Source organism: Streptomyces echinatus, from assembly GCF_014203595.1.
In the GTDB taxonomy this organism is placed as follows: Bacteria; Actinomycetota; Actinomycetes; order Streptomycetales; family Streptomycetaceae; genus Streptomyces; species Streptomyces echinatus.
The window spans coordinates 127,556-147,492 of sequence record NZ_JACHJK010000014.1 but is presented as its reverse complement, the minus strand read 5'-3'; the positions used below and the strand labels follow the sequence as shown (position 1 = coordinate 147,492).

Genomic DNA, 19,937 nt, shown 5'->3' with positions numbered 1-19,937 from the left:
ACGACCCGGCCCCGGGTCAGATGGACCTCGTGCGAAACTCCATAGCCCGTATCCGCGGCCGGTCCCGCCGGTGCCTGTTCACCGGCGCCCTGACCGGCCTGCTCCTGCTCCTGTCCAGCCCCCCGGCCCTGCCCGACCCGACCGGGGGCGCAACTGCGCGCGGCAGCGCCTACATGGGCATCGGTGTCCTCGCCCACGACGGCAGCGCCGGCACCCCGCCCCCGCCCCCCCGCGCCTCCCAGACCGAGGGCGTGGACGTCTCCAGCCACCAGGAGGACGTCGACTGGCCCTCGCTCTGGGCCGACGGCATCCGGTGGGCGTACACGAAGGCCACGGAGGGGACGTACTACACCAACCCCTACTTCGCCCAGCAGTACGACGGCTCGTACGACAGCGGCATGATCCGCGGCGCCTACCACTTCGCCACCCCCGACACGGCCGGTGGCGCCGCCCAGGCCGACTACTTCCTGGCGCACGGCGGCGGCTGGTCGAAGGACGGCAAGACCCTCCCCGGCGTCCTCGACATCGAGTGGAACCCCTACGGCGACTCCTGCTACGGCCTGTCCAAGAGCGCCATGGTCAAGTGGATCCGCGACTTCCTCGACCGTTACAAGTCCCGCACCGGCCGGGACGCGGTCATCTACACGGCCACCAACTGGTGGGTCGAGTGCACCGGCGACCACGCCGGCTTCGGCGCGGCGAACCCGTTGTGGGTCGCCCGCTACGCCTCGACCGTGGGCACGCTGCCGGCGGGCTGGTCGTCGTACACGATGTGGCAGTACACCTCCACCGGCCCGGCGGTCGGCGACCACGACCGCTTCAACGGCTCCCAGGAGAGGCTCGGGGACTTCGCCACCGGCTGAGTCCCACGGGCCCGGGCCTGACGGGGTGTCCACCAGGCCGGCCCCGGCCTTCCAGGTGCCGTCGCCGTCGTCGGTGCAGTCGTGGACGAGGACGGGGTGCGGATCCTGGGTGGTCACGTCGGCGCCGCGCGCGCGGTGCCCGTCCCGTCCGGGCCGGCCGCCCGTACCGGCCGTCGTGTGGATCCATGGCGGCGGCCGGCTGGGAGGCGACCGCCGCCGTCCGGCGCCGAACGTTCGGCGCCGGACGGGCGCGGGTGCTCGGCCGGCCCGGAAGGGGGTACCCAGGAGCACGGCGGCCCGACCCGGGCGGGTGTACCGGGACTGCGAGGGGCGGGGCGCGAGGCGAGACTGCTGGGAGGACGACCGGGCCTGGGTGGTGATGGACGAGGTGACGGCAGAGCCGAACGGGGCGCCGCTGGAGGAGTTCCTCGCCGATCCCGGCCACTGCACGCTGGACCTCGCGAACGCCGTCGCCCGCTGTGCGAAGTCGCTCGGCCTGCGGCACGCCGTGGTCTACCTCGCCGATCTCCAGCAGCGGCACCTGGTGCCGCTCACCGAGGTGGCCGCGAGCCTGCCCATCGACTCCTCGCTCGCCGGCTGGTGCTACCGCACCCAGTCGCTGCGCGTGGAGGAGACCGACCGGGACGAGGTGACGGCGTGGTACCCGCTGCTGGACGGCGCCGAACGGCTCGGCGTGCTCGCCGTCCACGCCCGGACGCTCACCTCCGAATCCCTGCGGCAGGGCAGGGCGCTGGCCGCCCTGCTGGCGATGCTGGTCAGCTCCCAGCGCGCCTACAAGGACTCCTTCGTCCGGCGGACCCGCACCGCACAGATGCACCTGCCCGCCGAGATGCTGCGGGCCTTCCTGCCGCCGCGCACCATCGGCAACGGTCACGTGGTCTCCACGGCCGTCCTCGAACCCGCCTACGACATCGGCGGTGACGCCTTCGACCACTCCCTGACCACCACGTCCCTGCACGCCGTCGTCCTGGACGCCATGGGCCACAACCTGCTCTCCGGGCTGACCAGCGCCGTCGCCCTGGCGGCCTGCCGCAACGCCCGCCGCGGCGACGCCGACCTGAGCGCCCTCGTGGACAACGTGGACCAGGCGCTCAGCCAGTGGCTGCCGGACCAGTTCTGCACCGGGATCGTCGCCCGGCTCGACTTCGGCACCGGCGTCCTGGAATGGAGCAACTGCGGCCACCCCGCGCCGCTCCTGATCCGCGACCAGAAGCTGATCGTGGACGCGCTGGCCCGTGAGGCCGATCCGCCCATGGGGCTGCGCTCCCTGCTCTCCGCGCGGGAGCGCCGGGTGCACGAGACGCGGCTCCAGCCGGGGGACCGGGTGCTGCTCTACACCGACGGCGTCATCGAGGCGCGGATGGCCGACGGCAGACTCCTCGGCCTCGAACGGTTCGCGGACTATGTCATCCGGGCCAGCGCCACCGGCGAGATCGCGCCCGAGACGCTCAGACGTCTGATCCACTCGCTGCTGGACTCCTCGGACAGCCGGCTCCGGGACGACGCCACGATCCTTATGTTCGAGTGGCAGCCGGGCGGCTGACCCGGCTGCCCGTCACCCGTGCGGCACGGTACGGTCGGCGCCATGGCTGACGTGCGGCTGACCACCTCCTCCTTCCTCGTCCTCGGCGTCATCGACCAGCTCGGCGAGGCCAGCGCGTACGACGTGAAAGTGGAGGCGGGCCGTACCGTCGCCCCGTTCTGGTCGGTGCCGCACGCACAGGTCTACGCCCAGTGCGACCGGCTGCTCGCGGCCGGGCTGCTGGCCCAGGTGCGGCAGGAGAGCGGACGCAACCGCCGGGTGCTGACGCTCACCGACCCGGGCAGGCGCGCCTTGCACGACTGGCTGGCCGACTCCGGGTTCGTGCCGGTCGAAGCCCGGGAGCGGGGCATCCTGAAACTCTGGTTCGGCGCCCGGCCCGAGAACCTCGCCCCCGTGCAACTCGCCGAACACCGGCGCACCTTGGGGGAGTACGAGGAACTGGCCGACGCCGTCGGCGAGTCGCTGACGCCGGGGCAGCGGGAGGCGCTGGAGTTCGGTATCCGGTACGAGCGGATGATGACCGAGTTCTGGGAGTGGGTCGGCCTCCGCGACGAGCGCGCACAGGACCGTTGACCTCCGTGCCCGGTCGGCCCTACCGTCGGTAACGCCTCGATAGTCCAGAAGAGACTATGCCGAGGTTTCCGGGAGACGAGGGCGGAGCGGTCCGCCGGGAATCAGGGGGTCGCCGTGCGTCCGTGGACGAGCAGCGGATGGCGCCGTGCCGCGGCGGTGGCCGTGACGGTGGTGTGCCTCTGGTACGCGCCCATCGCGATGACCGAGCTGTGGTCGTACGCGCGTCCCGGGGCCCCGGCGCCGGGGGAGTGGCTGCTGGGACACCTCGTCTCACCCCGGTACGTCGCCGACGCGCTGGCGACCCGCGTGGCCCCGTACCGGCACAGCCTGGCCCCGATGATCGTGCACTCCGTACTCGGCGGACTGCTCATGCTGCTCGGGCCCGCGCAACTGCTGACGGCCGCGCGCCGGCGCGCACGCCTGCACCGCGCCCTCGGCATCGTGTTCGCCGTCACCGTCTACGCCTCCATGGCGGGCGCCGGCCTCTACCTGGCCCGCACCGCGCCCGGGGACGCCTTCAGCGGCGCCGCCTTCTGGCTCGTCCTCGCCACGATCCTCGTCGGCACCGTCCTGAGCGTCACCTTCGGCATCCTCGCGGCCGTCGGCGGCTTCCCCGACCTCCACCAGCGCTGGATGCTCCTCTGCTACGGCTACCTGCTCACCGCCCCCCTGCTGCGTCTGGAGTGGGGAGCCCTGCCGACGGTGCTGCCCGGGCTGCCGATGACGGAGATCAACCGGGTGGCGATCATGCACCTCGGGTCGCTCGTCGTGTTCGGCGCCCTGATCGCCTCCCGCGCCCGCGACTCCCGGGACACCGTCGAGGGCCTCGGCCGCTCCTGGGCTCCGGCGCCGGTGACCGCCGCGGCCCACCTGGCCGGGGCGGCCGCCCTGGTGTGGATCGTGCGCGCCCTCTCCGGCCATGGCGCGGCCGGGCGCCGGCTGCTCGTCGCCTACCTGCTGCCGTACGCCCTCGCCTACGCGGTCATGGCGGTCGGCGCACGGACCGCCGGGCGCGCGGGCCGGTCCTGGGCGCGCGAGGAGTGGCGGATCCACCTCGTCGGTCTCTGCCTGGCCCCCGTGCTGTCCGCCGGTGCGGTCGCCGTCTTCCAGCACAGCCTGGGGCTCGGCCGGTTCACCGCGCTGACCGCGGGTGTCGCCATCGGCTGCGGCATGACGGCGTTCGGCGCGACCGCGGTGGTGAGCCTGCGTCTGATGTACGCCCGCGAAGTCCTCAGGCGCGCCGCCCCGCCGGCCCCGCTGCCCACGGCCCGGGCGACCACTCCGGCGGCGTGACCGGAATCCGGCATCCGGCCCGTCCCCGGCCGCGCCGTGAGCCCCGCGACCCGTATCTGTCCCCCGCATCCCCGGAAACGGAACCGTCATGGCCCAGCCGACCGACCCCGCCGCACCGGATCCGACGTCCGCGGTCCAGCCCGTCCCTGCTGTGCCCCCGCCGGGCCGGCCGCTCTCCGCCGGGGTGGCCCTGCTGGCCGTCGCCGTCGCGGTCGTCAACCTCACCGTCGGCGCGGTCCTGACGACCGTCGCGCTGACCGGGCACGTCCTCGGCGCCTGGCCCTCGCCGGAACCGCTCAGTCCAGGACTGCTCGGCGCCGCCATGCTGGGCACCGCCCCGGCGCTGTTCGCGCTCGCCCGTGCCGGCACCTGGCAGGAGGCCCGCACCCTCGTCCTGCCGCTGGCCGTGGTGCTGGCCGGACTGTTCGCGGTCAGCCTGGCCAACGCGCACCGGCTGTACATCGCCGACGGCGGCCCGGTCGTCTCCGTGCTGTTCAGCCTCGGCTGGCTGTTCACCCTCGGCCTGCTGTGCGTGGCGGCGGCCGTCTGCCTGGCCGGCCAGCTCCGCACCCGGTCCGGGCCGCCCGCGCCGCGCACCCACCCGCTGCCGGGCTGGGCGAAGCCGCCGCTCGCGGTGCTCGGCTCCGCCTGGCTCGGCATCGGCACCGGGCTGCTCGTCCGGCCCGGCTTCTGGGCAGGCTTCGTCCCCTGGCACACCAACCGCGTCGACGCGCAGGCGCTGGGCGTCTGGGCCCTCGCCCTCGGGGTGGGCGTCCTGGGCTCCCTGGCCGAGGACGACCTCGACCGCAGCCGCCCGGCACTGCTGTCCCTGCCCGGCACCGCCCTGGCCATGGCCGTCGTACTGGCGGTCCGGGCCTCCCACGTCGACTGGGCCTCCGGTCCCGGGCTCAGCCTGACCGCCATGGTGGCCGGTCTGCTCGCGGCCGGGGCGAGCGGCCATGCCCTGGTGCGGGGCGCCGCCGGCGGCGAGGCGACGGGCCGGGCCGGTTAGGCTCGACGCGTGCCGCACACCGAGATCCTCCAGCTGCTGGTCTCCCCGGTGCACCGGCTCGCCGGCCGGCCGGGCGACGGCCTGCCCGAGCTGCCGCCCGGGGAGCGGGTGACGAGGGCCGAGGTGCGCGCCGGCCTCGGCATCGTCGGGGACCGCTACTTCAACCGTCCCGCCCACCGCAACGCGTCGATCACCCTCATGGCGGCCGAGCGGCTCCCGGGGCGGTACCCGGCCGACCTGCTCCGGACCCGGCGCAACGTCCTGCTGCGCGGGGTCGACATCGACGCCTGTGTCGGCGCGACGGTCTTCCTCGACTGCGGTTTCGGTCCGGTGGAGCTGGAGGTCCGCAGTGCGGCCCGGCCCTGTGCCTGGATGGACACCACCCTCGGCCCCGGCGCCCAGCGGGCCCTGCGCGGGGGCGGTGGAGTGCGCTGCCGGCCGCTGACCGACGGGGTCCTCGCCGTGGGTCCGGCCGTGTTCGGGATCCTTGAGCCCGGGGACACGGCGCGGAGCGGGTGAGGGCGACGACGGCCGGCCGGGGCCGCGCTCAGGTTCCGGAGGCGAGCAGCCGGTCGGCCAGCCGGTGGGCCTGGGCGAGCAGCGCGCCGTAGGTGGCGACCTCGTCGGGATCGTCCGTCGTGGAGCCGGCCAGGTCCCGGCGCAGGTCCGCGAGCGTGCCGCGCAGGTCCCGCACGGCCTCGCGCAGCTCGTCCTCGCGCGCGTCACCGAACCGGCTGTGGCTGTACAGCCGCAGCGCGCGGGCCGTCCGGCACAGGAACTCGGCGTACCGCCGGGCGAGGCCCGGGTGGGGCCGGGGCGCCGGGCGGTCCTCGTCGGCGGCCTCCAGCACCGTGCGGGTCACCCCCGCGGTGTGCACGGCCGCGTAGTCCAGCACCGCCAGCGCGTCGTCGTAGCCCCGGCCGGGCAGGGGCACGGCACCGGTACGGCGGCGGCGCAGGTTGCCGCGCAGGCTCTCCCGGTTCCACTCGGCCGTCGAGCGGGCCTGCCCCACCAGCCGGTGCAGCCGCAGGGCGCGCTCGTGCCAGGCGCCGGCCTCCTCGGCGTCCCAGCGCCCCGCGGCCAGCCCGTCCGCCACGTCCCGCAGGATGTCGTGGGTCTCCTCGGTGGCGTCCCGCAGCACGGCCTCGGTGTCCCGCAGATACAGCGGCGGCCGGATCAGCGCGTTGACCGCGATGCCCACCGCCGCCCCGAACAGAGCCTCGCCGAGCCGGGCCGCGGAGGTCATGACGCTGACCGTCCCGTTGGTGAGCACGAACAGGGCACCGGTGGCCGCGTAGATGCCCTGGCTGCCCAGACGCCGCCACTGGCCCAGCAGCATCGCCAGGGGGAGGACGACCGCCATGGCCGTCATCGTGTCGTGCAGCAGCAGCCCGACCGCGGTGGCCGCGATCGTGCCGGCCGCGATCGCCCCCAGCTGCTGCAGGCCGTGCGCGACCGACCGGTAGACGGTCGACTCGACCAGCACGACCGCGACCCACGGCGCGACGAACGCCACCGGCGCCCGCAGCCACCAGCCCGCCACCGCCCAGGCCACCCACGCGGCCAGCGCCGCCTTCAGCGCCTGCACGGCCAGGTCCCGCTCCCGGCCCGGTTCCGCCCAGGCCCGCCGGGCCGCGTGCGCCGCGGCGGACAGGTCCTGCCGCACGCCCTGCCAGGTCGGTCGTATTCCACGCATGCCGCACCGGGTGCCACCGGCACCACCACCCCATGCCGGGTCTCCGTGTCCCATGTCTCCCGGGTGACCAGCGGCCCCCGCTCTACGCGGACGTCCCGCGCGTACCCGAGCCACTCGGCTCCCCGCCGGTGGCCGAGCGCACGCCTCGCAGACACCGCTCGCCGCGCTCGCCGGCACCGGCACGCGCGGGCTGACGGCACCGGAGTCGGGGCGCCGTCACGCAGGCGTTCTGCGCAGGGCGTTCAGCACCGCCCAGACGACCGAGACCAGCGGCACCGCCACGACCGCGCCGATCACCCCCGCGACGATGCTGCCGGCGATGACCGACACGGCCACGACGAGCGGATGCAGCCGGACCGCCCAGCTCATCACCAGCGGATGCAGCACATGCCCCTCCAGCTGGCCGATCACCACGATCAGCACCAGCACACCCGCCGCCGTCAGCGGACCCCGGCCGGCGAGCGCGACGACCGTGGCGATCCCGAGCGCCACCGGAGAGCCCACCAGCGGCACGAACGCGGCGAAGAACTCCAGCAGCGTCAGCGGCAGCGCGAGCGGTACCCGCAGCACGAGCAGGCCCACGCCCACGAGCACGGCGTTGGTGGCGGCCACGATGATGATGCCGCGGGTGTACCCGGCGAAGGTCCGCCAGGCCGCCCGCCCCGCCCGGTCCCACACCGGGCGGGCTCCGCTGGGCAGCAGCCGGTCACGCGCCCAGCCCCACAGCTGCTCGCCGGAGTACAGGAAGAAGACGGAGGCGAACAGGGCCAGCGCGCCGCCCGTGACCAGCTCCACCACCCGGCCCAGCTCGTCGACCGCGCTGCTGAGCAGGGTCTCCCGGTGCGTGGAGACGTAGTGCGCCACCTGGCGCTGCAATGCGGAGAGCGCCCCGGGGCCGAGCCGGAACGGCGGCCGTTGCAGCCACTCCTCGATCCGGTGGACACCGCCGCGGAACTCCCCCTCCAGCCGCGCCGACTCGCCCGCCACCGAGCTGCCCACCAGCGCGAGCAGGGCCAGCAGAAGCAGCAGACTGCCCACCAGTGTCACGGCCACGCTCAGCGGTCTCGGCAGGAGCCGGGCGAGCAGATCCGTCGGCGGACGCAGTACGGAGGTCACGACCAGCGCGAGAAACAGCGCCACGGCGATGAGCTGGAAGCTGCCGAGGACGCTGAACACGCCGTAGACGACGGCGCCGACGAGAATGAGACGCCAGGAGTAGGCCGCGGCCACCCGCAGCCAGGGCACCGTCCGCTCGGCCGGTACCGGCGGCTGCGGGCGGGGCGGGACCGGCAGCCGTACGGAGTACGCCGGCCGGCTGCCCAGCACCACGCCGTCGGCCCGGCGCCTTCCGGCCTGCCCGGCGGTCCGCCGGCGCGCATCGCCCACCACCGCTCCCGCCTCCTCTCCGCCGCCCCGGGTGACGGCCGGTCACCTCGACAGCACCGTAAGCACAAGGTGCGCGAGCGGCGCGCCGAACGCCACCGCACGCCCGGCCGCACACCCCCGGCCGGGCGGCGGGCATGTCCGACGTGGCCGCGACGGCACGACACCGGGCGGTCACAGGACCTTCACGACCACGGAGGGTGGACACCCGACGTCAGGGGCACCCGCCGGCTGTCGTCACCAGGGAGGGGGGAACCCCCAGTGATCATCGTCGCGGCTCTGCTGCTCCCCGTCCTCAGCGTGCTGTTGTACGGCCTGGACCAGGTCGAGGACCGGTGGGTGCTGCGGCCTTCCCGGGCCCGTCGCTCCCGGCATCGCCGACCGACGCGGGCGGGCCGTCGCTGAGCTCCACGGGCGGGTCGCCGCACCGGCGGTAGCGCACGATCGCCTTCCCGAGTTCGAGACGCTCGGACTCGGGGAGCGTGCCGCCCTGGACGTAGGCCAGCACATGCTCGGCCACCGTCCGCAGTTTGACGTTCGTGCGCTGGGAGACGTCCCGCAGCGCACGCCACGCCTCCTCCGGGGCGATCTGCCCGAGGACGACGAGGGCGCCGATGGCCTGGTCGATCACGGCATGGGAGGTCACGGCGCGCCGCAGTTGGTCGGTCTCGTCCTGCAGCCGGTGGTATTCGGACGCCAGATCGGTGACCGAGAGCAGGACCAGCGGCTGCTTCCGGGAGAGGGCGAAGAAGGCCATGGAGCACCTTTTCGGGGGTGGGGGTGTCACAGCTGCGCCTGCCGCCAGTGCGCGCTTGCACACGCATTGAACCAGCAACGCGGACCCCCGTCACGCTGTGCGGCCCGCGCGGTGCGGCGCACCTCGAACCGGGACCCGCGTACCCCCACCCGGACGCTCGCGTGGGGGCACCCTCGCTCCGGACGCCCGGGTGCCGCGGACTTCGCTTCGGACGCCCGGGTGCCGCGGACTTCGCTTCGGACGCCCGCGTGCCGCCCACCTCGCTCTTCGGACGCCCGCGTGCCGCGCACTTCGCTCCGGACGCCCGCGTGCCGCCCACCTCGCTCTTCGAACGCCCGCGTGCCGCCCACCTCGCTCCGGACCGCCCAGGTGTTGCGCACCGCGCTCGGCCACCCGGCCCACTCGCCTGCCCGGCCCGCCGGCGGCGACCTGCCTGCCGTAGCCTCGGTGCCCGATGCCGGCCGGACCGCTCCGTCAGCCGGTTTCCTCGGTGTACTGGGCCGCACGGCCCACCGGCAGCAGCTCGCGGATGTCCGCGGGCAGTGCGCCGGCCATCCGCTCGGTCAGCTCGGGGGCGAGGGCGGCGTCCAGCACCTCCATGACCGCGGCGGCGTCCCGCAGCGCCGCGTCCTCGTCGGTGCCGGCCCGGACCGCGATGCGCCCGGCGAAGGCCGTCAGCCCGAACCGCTCGCAGGCGGTACCGGAGTCTCGTTCGGCGGACATATCGGCCGTCTCCCGCATGGCCGCCGCCATGTCCGGCGGCAGCTGGGCCGCCACGTGCCGGGCCAGCCCGGCCGGCAGCCGTTCCGACAGGGTGCTCACGACCGCGTGCGCGGCCCGCTCGGCCGTTCCCCGGTCGGGCAGCTGGGCCAGCGCCTGCACTTTTCCGATCATCTCGTCGTGCCGCATGAGACCGGTCCCTTCCGCGCGGAGTGCTGACGGTACGCCCGTCACGCGGGCGTAGCGGCAGTCGACGAGTACCCCGTGCCCGCCACCGGTCACGGGCGAGCGGGCTCCGGTCCGGTCGCCGTCGGCCGCCGGTCGCGGGGCAGGCGTCGGCAGCGGAACATCGGTGGAGTTGACGAGCGAGGTGTGCATGACGGGCGCGGGGACCGGCGGCGCCGTTGTGGGACCTCCACAACGGGCAGGGGCCGCGGCAGCCGGCCGAGCTGGGGCGGGCGCTGGTGCCGTCGAGCCCGAGCGGCCAGGAGCGGGCGGCCCGGCAGAAGAGCGCGGGGATCCTCGGAGCTGTGATCGACATCGAGCCGACCGCCGCGCGGACGACGAACAGCCGTCGCTCAGCTCTCGGCCGCCTCCTGTGTCGCCGTCCAGGCGTACTGGAGCCAGTCCGCCACGGTCAGTGCCCCGAAGCCGCCGCAGACCAGCCGGGTGAGCCGGGGCGCCGCCGTGTAGGAGCACACCAGCGCGCCCGCCGCCCAGGCCGCGGTGCAGAACGGGCAGGAGACCAGGTCGCCGACGGCCCGCCGGAGCCCGCTGCCCCGGGGCTCGTCCATGACCTCGCTCGCCTCGCCCTCGTCCGCGCGGCGGGTGAACGGTGCCCGCAGAAAGCTGGTGATCTTGTCCTTGGTCAGCAGCCGTGACGTTTTGTACGTCGCCGCGCCCAGCAGCGCCACGTCCCACGGCGGCACCTCCTGCGGCAGCCGCACACCACGGCGCCGGGCCAGCACCGCGAAGGTGCCCGCGCTCGCCGCGAACAGCGAAGCGAGGGCGGCGTAGCCCCCGAGCGGGACCTCCCCGCTGTCGTCGTAGCGTGCGGCGTCCGTCGTCATGAGACCTCCCTGACCTCCCCGGCGTCGTCCGGCCCTGTCACGGGCGCGCAACGAGTTCCCCCGAGGGCGGGGGCGACACGCGGCCTTGTGGCGCGGCCCGGGGGAGGTCTATTATTCATCGTGTGATGAATAATTGTCGTGAACATCTGTGAGGGCGGCTGACGGACCGCTGGTCCCGGGAAGGGCAGGACGGCGATGGAAAAGACAACGTGCTGCGTCGTGGGAGGCGGCCCCGCGGGCATGGTGCTCGCCCTGCTGCTGGCCCGGGCCGGGATCGCGGTGACCGTACTGGAGAAACACGGCGACTTCCTGCGTGACTTCCGCGGCGACACCGTCCACCCGTCGACCCTGGCCCTGCTGGACGACCTGGGGCTGGCCGAGCCCTTCGCCCGGCTGCCGCAGCGCCGGGTCCGCACCGTCCGGCTGCCGGTCGGCGCCGGCCGCCCGGCCGTCACGGTCGCGGATCTCTCCGTCCTGCCCGGGCCGTACAACTACGTGGCGATGGTGCCCCAGTGGGATCTGCTGGACCTGCTCGCCGAGCAGGCACGGCGCGAGCCGGCCTTCCGGCTGTGGATGAACACGGAGGCGACCTCCTTGCTGGTCGAGTCCGGGCGGGTGACCGGTGTGCGCTACCGCACCTCCGACGGCCGCACCGGCGCCCTGCGCGCCGTCCTCACCGTCGCCTGCGACGGCCGCGGATCACTGGCCCGCTCCCGGCCGGAACTGCGACTGCGCCGCTTCGGCTGCCCGATGGACGCCTGGTGGTTCCGGCTGCCCCGGCGCGAAGACGATCCGTCCGGGCTCGTCGGCGGCGCCGGCGCGGGCTTCCTCACCGCGATGATCGACCGCGGCGACTACTGGCAGTGCGCCGCGCTGATCCCCAAGGGCGCCGACGCCGAGCTGCGCGCCGCCGGCCTGGACCGCTTCCGGTCCGCCTACGCCGCCGCCGTCCCGTGGCTCGCCGGCCGCACCGGCGCCCTGCGGTCCTGGGACGACGTCAAACTCCTCGACGTACACCTGGACCGCCTGCGCCGCTGGCACCGCCCCGGCCTGCTGTGCATCGGCGACGCCGCGCACGCCATGTCCCCGGTCTTCGGCATCGGGATCAACCTCGCCGTACAGGACGCCGTGGCCGCCGCCCGCCACCTCACCGGGCCCCTGCGCCGCGGTACCGTGCGTCCGCGCGACGTACGTGGTGTGCAGCGCCGCCGCCGTCCCACCACGGTCCTCACGCAGGCGCTGCAGCGGGCGGCCCACGCCCGGGTGATCGCCCCGGTCCTGCGGGGCCGGCCACCCCTGGGCAGCGCGGAACGGGCCCGGCGCGTCGCGGACCTGCTCGCCCGATCGCCCTGGCTGCGCCGCCTGCCCGCGTACTTCGTCGCCTACGGCGCCCTCCGCGAGCGCCCACCCGCCGAGGCGGTCCGGGGACGGGCGCCGGAGGCGAAGGCCCCCACCGGCAGACCGCGTTCGTGACGAAGTGGTCCTCCACGCCCATGCGACGGAGGCCGTGGTGTTGTTCGGGTGCCCACGGGGAAGTCCCGGAGAGCCACGTCCATGCCTGCACCCTCACCGGACTACTGCCCAGGCTGTCACCGCGCTGTTCGGCGAGGACGGTGTGCTGACGGCCGCACCGAGGCCCGCCACAACCGCCCGCTCCTACCCGGTGCCGTCCAACTGCCGTAGCCGCTCCCGCGCCCGACGCGCCTCCTCCTGCGCGTCGGCACGGTCGTAGGCCCGCACCGCCTCTTCCCATGCGTCACGGGCCCTGGACAGGTGACCCGCCCCGGCGTACACCTCACCGAGGCGCCCTGACGCCTGCCCGGCGCCGTACCAGTCGCCGAGGTCCCGGCAGATCGTCAGGGTCGCCTGATGGGCCTGGACGGCCTCCCCGACGCGGCCTGTCCCGGCGAGGGCCAGGCCGAGGTTGTGCCATGCGGTGCCCTCACCGGTGCGGTGTCCGGTCGCTTGGTGCGAGTCGCGGGCGCGGGTGAACGCATCGATGGCCTCCTCGACGCGGCCTGTCTCGGCGAGGGCCAGGCCGAGGTCGTTCCACGCGGTGCCTTCCCCGGTCGGGTGTCCGTTCGCCCGGTGCAGGTCGCGGGCGTGGGTGAACGCCTCGATCGCCATGTCGTGACGGCGCAGGGAGCTCAAGGCCCGGCCGAGGTTCTGCCATGCGCCCGCCTCAGCGCCACGGTCGCCGAGGGCGCGCAGCAGATCGAGCGCTCGCTGGGCGGCGCTCACCGCCTCGTCCGGCCGCCGGCCCGACTCCAGCGCACGGCCCAGCTCTCCCAGGGCCATCGCCTCGGCGTAGGAATCGCCGCTGTTCCGGGCGGCCGAGATGGCACACTCGCTCACTCTGATCCAGTCGTCGGCATAGCCTCGCCAGTTCAGATACTCGGCGATGGCCAGGGCCAGCCGGATCGCGACCGGGGCGTACCGGGTTTCCGCGGCCCAGAGGACCGCCGCCACCAGATTGGCACGCTCGACGTCCAGCCAGGCGAGAGCGGCCGACCGGCTGTCGAACTGGACCGACAGCGGCTCGTTCGGCAGGGCCCGCAGCCGGCGGTCGGCTTCCTCCGCCCACTGCGCGTAGAAGTCGAGCAGACGTGAGCGGGCCGCCTCGATCTCGTCCTGCGCCTCCCCGGCCGCCACACCCTGGGCGTAGGCACGCACCAGGTCGTGCAGGCCCCACCGGGACCGGTTACCGCTCCGTGTGACCAGGTGGGCGCTCTCCAGCGCGGCGAGTACGCGGAAGGGCGGAGAGTCCTCGCCCAGCAGAGCCGTGAGGGCCTCCGTACTGATGTCGGGCCCTGGGGCGGCGGCGACCACCCGCAGCAGGTGTGCCTGCTGCGGCGTCAGGCGGCGGTAGGAGGAGTCGAAGACGGAACGGAGGTCACGCTCGCCGTCGTCGAGGGCGTCCAGTCTGTCGATGGACTCCGACAACTCGTCCGTCAGTTCGGCGACGGTCATGTGGGGGGTGGCGGCCAGTCGCGCGGCGGCGATCTGGAGGGCCAGGGGCAGGTGGCCGCACAGCCCCGCGAGGGACCGGGCGTCCGCGGGGGCGTCCACCACCCGCTCGTCGGAGGGATCGGCGATGCGCAGGGCCTTGTCGAGAAGGGTCACCGAGGCTTCGGCGGACAGCTCGCCGAGCACCAGTGATCGTGCGAAGAGGCTCGGCAGCCGGTGTCGTGAGACCACCACCAGACGGTGCCGTTCGTCGGCCGGTACCAGCGGGGAGACCTGTGCGGCCGACGACGCGTTGTCCGCGAGGATCAGGACGGGTTCCGTCCGCCGGTCGAGCAGAGTGCGGTAGAGGGAGAGCCGGCCCGGGACCGTGCTCGGCAGGTCGTCGGCCCGGACTCCCAGCGCTTCCAGCAAGTGCGCCACGGCCTGATCGGGGGTCACCGGATCGTCGCCGTACCCGCGCAGGTCCACGAACAGGGCGCCCCCGGGATACCAGCCCTCGGCACGTGCCGCGTGGGCCGCCTGGACGGCCAACGCCGTCTTGCCGACACCTCCCATCCCCGCGACGGCGGTGACGACCACCGCCTCTCCGTGCTGACCGGTGGGGGCCAGAGCACTTCGCAGCGTGGCCATCGCGTCCTCGCGACCGGTGAAGCCCGGCGGGGCAGGAGGCAGGGAGGCAGGGGCGTTCCGAGGCGATTCCCCCACGCGCACGTCCCCCACACGCACGTCCTCGCGACCCGTCACCGCACCCACGAACGCTCCGCTGCGGAAGTCGATGTGCTCGCCGGCGAGCACGGGTGGTGCGGGTTCGCCCTCCGGTTCCGCCCGGGCAGCCGCGGGAGGGTCGGCGGACGCCGTCATGCCGACGCCGGGGAGCGCCAGCCGTCGGAGCGTCGCGACGGCCGCCTCCGCGGCGGCGTGCGCGGCCCGCCGCCGCACACCGGCCGGGTCGTCGATGCGCCGGCCGTCGGCCGTGTCGCAGATGCCGCGAATGGTGAGGGCCGGCAGCGATGTCGCGCCGACGTAGGAGATACCGGTGGACTCCATCTCGACGGCCACGGCGTCGTTGTAGTGCCCCCGTAGCTGGCGCACGAGGTGGGACGTCGAGTCGTTGAGCACCACGTCGGTGGCCGCGACGGGTTTGAAGTGGACCCGGATGTCACGCCGGCTCCACAGAGCCGTCCGCGCGGCCGATGTCAGACGGTGCGGGGCAGACCATGCCGAGGGCCTGGACCGGAACCCCTCGGGTGTGGAGACCACCCCCTGATGCGCGTACACCGCGGTGGCGACGATCACGTCTCCGAGGGCGACATGGTCGGTGAGGCTGCCGGCCAGTCCGACGAAGAGCAGCACGTCGGGTCGCATCCAGCTCTCGGCCCGCTCGATGACCGCGACGGGCGCCTGGTTGCCCGCGCCGACCTCCGCCAGGGCGACCGTCCAGCCGGTGCCGGGCAGCGCCCCACATGTCAGCTGGGTCCCGCTCGGATGCACAAGGGTCCGTACGTCCGTGAGGTGGCGCCACATCGCCTCGTACTCGACCGCCGTGCCGGTGACGACGAGCGCGGTACCCGTGGCCGTGTCCCCGGGCGGCACGTCCGGCGCGGGAGGTGCGGCCGCGGGTGCCGGCTCCCCGGGCGGCGGCGCGGCCTCCACCGGACCGGGCCGGCGGCCGAGGGCCAGCGACTGCCTGATCCGCCGGGCCGCGGCCCCGTGGACGCCGCCCGCGCTCTCCAGGACCGTGAGCGCGACCCGGGCGAACGGGACGCTCTCGCGCGGCAGGGGGAGGGCCCGGTCGGTCGTACCGGCATTCGGCGAAGCCAGGGCCGCGAGGGAGCGGAAGCCGGAGGCGCCTCCGAAGACCCGGGCCACGTTCTCCGAGACCTTGGTGAGCACATCGCCGAGCACGGTCAGCGAGTCCTGGGTCGTCACACAGCCCAGGAGCTCCTCGCGCACCCCGGCGTGGAAGTCGTAGAGGACCTCGTCGGGGTTCTCTCCCGGACTCGGCGGAGTGACCCGGCGGACGGCACCGGACAGGAAGATCTCCGCCAGTTCGGTGGTGGTGGACCGCGGCAGCATCGCCCGCTGGACGAACTGCATGATCGGAAGCGTGAGCGGGGCGGCTGCGAGGTAGCAGGCGAGCTGGAACGCCCCGGGGGAGACGCCCTTGCGGAGGTTGTTCACGCCCTCCACCGGATCCTCGGCGGGCGTGGCGCCCGGGGGCGGAGCGGCCGGCCACTTCACCACGGTGAGGGGGGTGGCCAGCATGGGTGTCCGGCCCGGGGAATGCCCGGAGAGCAACTCGGCCCAAGGAGCCAGCCAGTTGGGTCGGATCTCCATGACGGGCAGCCAGGTGATCCTGTCGCGGTCGGGTGCGTCCGCGGCCATGCCCGGCAGGGGCGCCGTGCAACGGAAGAGGGGGACGGGCAGTGCCCTGCGGTTCTGTTTCGCGGAGACCGCGGCGGTGGGCAGCGCCGTGCGATGCCACAGCCTGCGGGGCAGCACCTGGAGGACGGCCATGGGCTGCCGCCGGGCCCGTTCCGCGAGGGTCGTCTTGAACTCCTCGTCACGCCAGACGGCACCCACCCCGTCAGTCAGGATGATCATCAGCCGCCGGCCGCTGGGACCGGCCAGTTGCCGGAGCCTGCGCCCCGGACCCGTCTTCCCGTCGGGCCGTGCCCTGCCGAGGCGGAACGGGAAGAACACGGGCGTATGCGCATCGCTGTCCAGCGCCCACGTCCGTACGTCGCGGAAGGCTCCGTGCCGTTCGAACAGGGCACGGAGCTCGGCGCCGGTGCGGTGCCACACGGCCATGGTCCGGCCCACGTCGACGACCAGGTCGATGGAGAACCGCCGCTCCGTGGGCTGTCGCCACACCGGCAGGAGCATGCCCGTCTCGCCGACCGCGTGTGCGGTGCCGTGCTCGTCCAGCGTGGGGCGGCCGGGCCTGACAACGTCCTGTTTGAGCGGGCGCAGTGATTGGGCGAGGGGCAGTCCCTCGGTCAGCAGGGGCAGGAGCGGCGTCTCCAGGTGGACACCGCTCCGGCCGGATTCCCCGTCCTTCGTTCCGTGAGCGGTGTCCCCGGCCGGCGGATGGAGTTCGGCCTCCTCCGTCTCGCAGGTGTCCGTCAGCCGGGCGGGAGGAGGCTCCGTGCGACCGTCGCCGGGGCGCTCGGGCCGCGCGGACGACGGCTCGCCGGTCCGGGGCGCGGGTGGGGCGGCGGGCTCCAGGCCCGCCACGGAGGCCATCCACAGCACGTCCGCCACGAGTTCGGCGTCCGGGCCGGACGAGCAGCCCTCCTCCAGGATCCGCGCGAGATGGTGTCGCAGGCCCTCGGGCACGGTCACCCCTCGTTGAGAGGATGCAGAACGTCTCTCTCGATCACCCGGCGGCTCTCCGGGTCGGCCCACAGCCCGTGGGAAACCATCAGCAGCGCGTTGAGCAGCTGGTCGCTGGCGAGTTCCGCGCCCTGCGTCCGCTGCCTGGAGACGAACTCCGCGATGACGTCCGTGCGTACGGCCTCGGGAACGCTGCTCAGCAGTTCCGAGCCGGAGAAGTGGGCAGCCACCATGCCTGCGATCTTCTCGTCACTGGGCGCCGCGATCTCCAGCCGCAGACAGCGGCGCAGGAAGGCCGGGGGGAACTCGCGTTCCGAGTTGCTCGTGAGCACCATCACCGGGAACTGGGCACAGCGCACCAGACCACCGCGCACGGTGACCCAGGCTCCGCTGTCGGCGGACATGACGGTCGTCGGACTGTCGCCCAGCCGGGACAGTTCGGGGATGGTGAACTCGCCTTCCTCGAACACGTTCAGCAGGTCGTTCGGCAGGTCGATGTCGCTCTTGTCGATCTCGTCGACGAGCAGCACCCGGGGCAGCCGCCAGGGGAGGAAGGCGGTGCCGAGCGGGCCGAGGCGCAGGTACGGCCCGATGTCGGGAGTGGCCGCTTCGGTGTCGCCGGCGGAGCGGTACCGCAGCCCGGCCTCCTGGAGCCGCCCGATCGCGTCGTAGTGGTAGAGACCGTCCTGCAAGGTCGACCGGCTGGTGATCGGCCAGCGCAGTACCGGGCCCAGCCCGAGTTCACGCGCGATGCTGTACGCCAGCGTCGACTTGCCGACTCCCGGCCGTCCGGTGACGAGGAGCGGCCGACGCAAATACAGCGCCAGGTTGACCAGATGGACCTCACGCGCGTCGGCACGGTAGGCGGCCGCCTGGCGGGCCCGGCCGAGCTTGCGGCCGGACAGGGCGTCGGTACGGCTGGGCGGATCCAGCAGCTCGGCCTCGTCGTCGAGCGCGTCGAACGCGCGCCACGGCGGCGGATCGGGCAGTCTGCCGATGCCGTCGTGCGGTTCGCCCGTTCCCTGATAGATCCACCAGGACGCCGGTGCACCCCCGTCGGCTCCGGACGTCTCGGCGGCCCGCTCCGGATTCCCATGCCCGATGCTGCTCATCCGACCCCCTGATACGGCCCGTGCTGAAGTTCCGCCACACAGTTCGGGTCGTCCCACAGCAGGGTGATGTGACGCCCCAGGTCATTCGATGTACCGGTCTCGGCGGCCTCCCGCAGGCTCCGCGTGCCGAGGGGGAGTTCGTCGAGCCGGCTCAGGTCCCGGTCCCGCAGCGCCACGTCGAGTTCACAGGGATCCCCGTCGTCCCGCCGCCACACCAGTACGGGAATGCCCTTGGCCACGGCCTCCTCGATGGCCCGCTGGGCGATGGCGTCCGGATGGCCGTAGGCGAAGCCGAGGCCTATGCACGCCAGCGAGGAGTGTGTCTTCAGCCACTGGGTGACCTCGCTCAACGTGCTGAACTGGAGCGAGGGGAAGCGGCGAGCGCTGCCTGCCGGCAGGGTCCGGTCCTTGAGGTGGGTCATCCAGGCGATGTCGTCCGTGGCGCTCGCGGGCGGCGACGGACAGACCTGGGCGGCGAGCTGGTCCCAGCGCCTGCGCCACATCGCATGCATCCAGAAGTTCTTGTGCCGGTCCAGCGAGCGTACGACCACCGGGTACTGGTGTCCGAGCACATACGGTGTGACCGTCCACAGGTCGACGGCGTGGTCGAGCAGCGACCAGGGCAGGAGGAACTCGAAGCGCACCCGGGTGCGGTAGTCGCGCATCTCGTAGGCCAGGTCTCCCCAGCCGCTCAGGAGCGTGCTGCCGTGCTGGAGCAGGTCGTTCTTGGTGACCTGTCTGTCGTCGATCCAGGAGTCCAGCTCGCTGAGGAGGCCCTCCTCGTGGCTGTAGAAGGCCCCGTGCACCTGGTAGCGAGGCGTCTCCGACGGCGCCGCCTCGACCTCCTCCAGCCGGAGCTGCACGATGATCTCCGCCGGACGCGGGGCCGGTCGCGGGCCGGCGGCCGGCAGCGGCTCGCCCGCCGCCTCCGCCAGTGCGGAACGCGCCGGCTCGGGCAGGTCCTGCGCGAGGAGCTGCAGGAAACGATGGATCGCCGGTCGCGCCCCCGGCCCCCGCTGGGCGTCGTTCAACCGCTCCAGCGCCCTGAAGAGATCGGTGGCACCGGTCAGCGGGACGTTCAGCCGTGCCGTGCGGCACGCCTCCGCGTACCGCGCGACGTCCAGTGACTCCGGCAGCCGCTCCACCTTCCGCAACGCCGCGTAGACCTGGTGCATCCTCGCCGTGCCGAGGATGCCGGGCGAGACGACGGCGTGGACGCACAGGCCGAACCAGGCGACCGCGCGTTCGTTGCCACGCCGTTGCTGGAGGAAGGCGTCGACGGCGGCCAGAGCGGTGCGCGGCTCACGGTACTTGCGGCAGGCGTTCACCAGTCCGGCGATGTCGTCCTCGCCGCGGTCGTTCTGCGCGGGAGCCTTCCAGTCCGGAAGGTCGGTCCGGTGATGCAGCGACGCCAGCAGCTCACGTCTGAAGCCGGCGTCGCCACGTACGTCGTCGACGTCCGTCAGAGCCGTCCGCAGGACATCGGAGACGGAGTCGTCCCAGTCGCCCTGTTGACCGGTCCGCTCCTCGGGACCGGCCGGCTGCCACCACTCCACGTGCGTTCCCCGTGACTCCACCATGACGAGCAAGC

The 19,937-nt window shown here is 73.9% G+C and carries 15 protein-coding genes; 7 read left to right on the top strand and 8 right to left on the bottom strand.

Translation table 11 applies throughout. From position 1 onward, the window contains the following. The first annotated feature begins 20 nt into the window (after nt 1–20). From FHS34_RS32115 to FHS34_RS32090, 6 genes are all read left to right on the top strand, one after another. Entirely contained in the window at nt 21–863 is an 843-nt protein-coding gene (locus FHS34_RS32115; protein ID WP_184972009.1) for a lysozyme, read from the top strand. Nucleotides 864–1,242: 379 nt separating this feature from the next. Then, entirely contained in the window at nt 1,243–2,427 is a 1,185-nt protein-coding gene (locus FHS34_RS32110; RefSeq protein WP_184972221.1) for a PP2C family protein-serine/threonine phosphatase, read from the top strand. A gap of 42 nt (nt 2,428–2,469) precedes the next feature. Continuing rightward, on the top strand, nt 2,470–3,000 hold the full coding sequence (locus FHS34_RS32105; protein WP_184972007.1) for a PadR family transcriptional regulator: 531 nt from the start codon (nt 2,470–2,472) through the stop codon (nt 2,998–3,000). A gap of 114 nt (nt 3,001–3,114) precedes the next feature. Next, nucleotides 3,115–4,293: a DUF2306 domain-containing protein gene (locus tag FHS34_RS32100; protein ID WP_225817655.1), complete on the top strand. Its 1,179-nt coding sequence runs from the start codon at nt 3,115–3,117 to the stop codon at nt 4,291–4,293. Between the two features lie 88 nt (nt 4,294–4,381). Then, on the top strand, nt 4,382–5,305 hold the full coding sequence (locus FHS34_RS32095; RefSeq protein WP_184972005.1) for a hypothetical protein: 924 nt from the start codon (nt 4,382–4,384) through the stop codon (nt 5,303–5,305). Nucleotides 5,306–5,314: 9 nt separating this feature from the next. Continuing rightward, nucleotides 5,315–5,824 carry a molybdenum cofactor biosysynthesis protein gene (locus FHS34_RS32090; RefSeq protein ID WP_184972003.1) on the top strand — a complete coding sequence of 170 codons (510 nt, stop codon included), beginning with the start codon at nt 5,315–5,317 and terminating at the stop codon, nt 5,822–5,824. A gap of 28 nt (nt 5,825–5,852) precedes the next feature. Here FHS34_RS32090 and FHS34_RS32085 read toward each other — a convergent pair whose 3' ends face one another. The 5 genes from FHS34_RS32085 to FHS34_RS32065 form a co-directional block, all read right to left on the bottom strand. Then, nucleotides 5,853–7,001 (bottom strand): FUSC family protein, encoded by a 1,149-nt coding sequence (locus tag FHS34_RS32085; RefSeq protein ID WP_184972001.1) that lies wholly within the window; start codon nt 6,999–7,001, stop codon nt 5,853–5,855. Between the two features lie 216 nt (nt 7,002–7,217). Beyond that, nucleotides 7,218–8,387, bottom strand: a complete 1,170-nt coding sequence (locus FHS34_RS32080; protein ID WP_372478602.1) for an AI-2E family transporter — start codon at nt 8,385–8,387, stop codon at nt 7,218–7,220. 292 nt (nt 8,388–8,679) lie between these two features. Continuing rightward, on the bottom strand, nt 8,680–9,141 hold the full coding sequence (locus FHS34_RS32075) for an ANTAR domain-containing protein (RefSeq protein WP_184971997.1): 462 nt from the start codon (nt 9,139–9,141) through the stop codon (nt 8,680–8,682). A gap of 474 nt (nt 9,142–9,615) precedes the next feature. Then, nucleotides 9,616–10,050, bottom strand: a complete 435-nt coding sequence (locus FHS34_RS32070) for a DUF2267 domain-containing protein (protein ID WP_184971995.1) — start codon at nt 10,048–10,050, stop codon at nt 9,616–9,618. A gap of 389 nt (nt 10,051–10,439) precedes the next feature. Next, nucleotides 10,440–10,931 (bottom strand): DUF1360 domain-containing protein, encoded by a 492-nt coding sequence (locus FHS34_RS32065; protein ID WP_184971993.1) that lies wholly within the window; start codon nt 10,929–10,931, stop codon nt 10,440–10,442. 195 nt (nt 10,932–11,126) lie between these two features. Between FHS34_RS32065 and FHS34_RS32060 the strand changes: the two genes are divergently transcribed. After that, the gene (locus FHS34_RS32060; protein ID WP_184971991.1) at nt 11,127–12,404 is read left to right on the top strand and encodes an FAD-dependent oxidoreductase; all 1,278 of its coding nucleotides are present in this window, start codon (nt 11,127–11,129) and stop codon (nt 12,402–12,404) included. Nucleotides 12,405–12,587: 183 nt separating this feature from the next. On the opposite strand, the gene FHS34_RS43545 is transcribed toward FHS34_RS32060, so the two are convergent. Genes FHS34_RS43545 through FHS34_RS32045 form a run of 3 tightly spaced genes read right to left on the bottom strand, consistent with a single transcriptional unit; the run spans nt 12,588 to nt 19,926 of the window. Continuing rightward, nucleotides 12,588–17,237 (bottom strand): SAV_2336 N-terminal domain-related protein, encoded by a 4,650-nt coding sequence (locus FHS34_RS43545; protein WP_184971989.1) that lies wholly within the window; start codon nt 17,235–17,237, stop codon nt 12,588–12,590. Nucleotides 17,238–17,239: 2 nt separating this feature from the next. After that, nucleotides 17,240–18,346 carry an AAA family ATPase gene (locus FHS34_RS32050; RefSeq protein WP_184971987.1) on the bottom strand — a complete coding sequence of 369 codons (1,107 nt, stop codon included), beginning with the start codon at nt 18,344–18,346 and terminating at the stop codon, nt 17,240–17,242. Continuing rightward, nucleotides 18,343–19,926: a VMAP-C domain-containing protein gene (locus FHS34_RS32045; RefSeq protein ID WP_184971985.1), complete on the bottom strand. Its 1,584-nt coding sequence runs from the start codon at nt 19,924–19,926 to the stop codon at nt 18,343–18,345. The genes FHS34_RS32050 and FHS34_RS32045 overlap by 4 nt, the downstream gene beginning before the upstream one ends. Nucleotides 19,927–19,937: the final 11 nt, after the last annotated feature.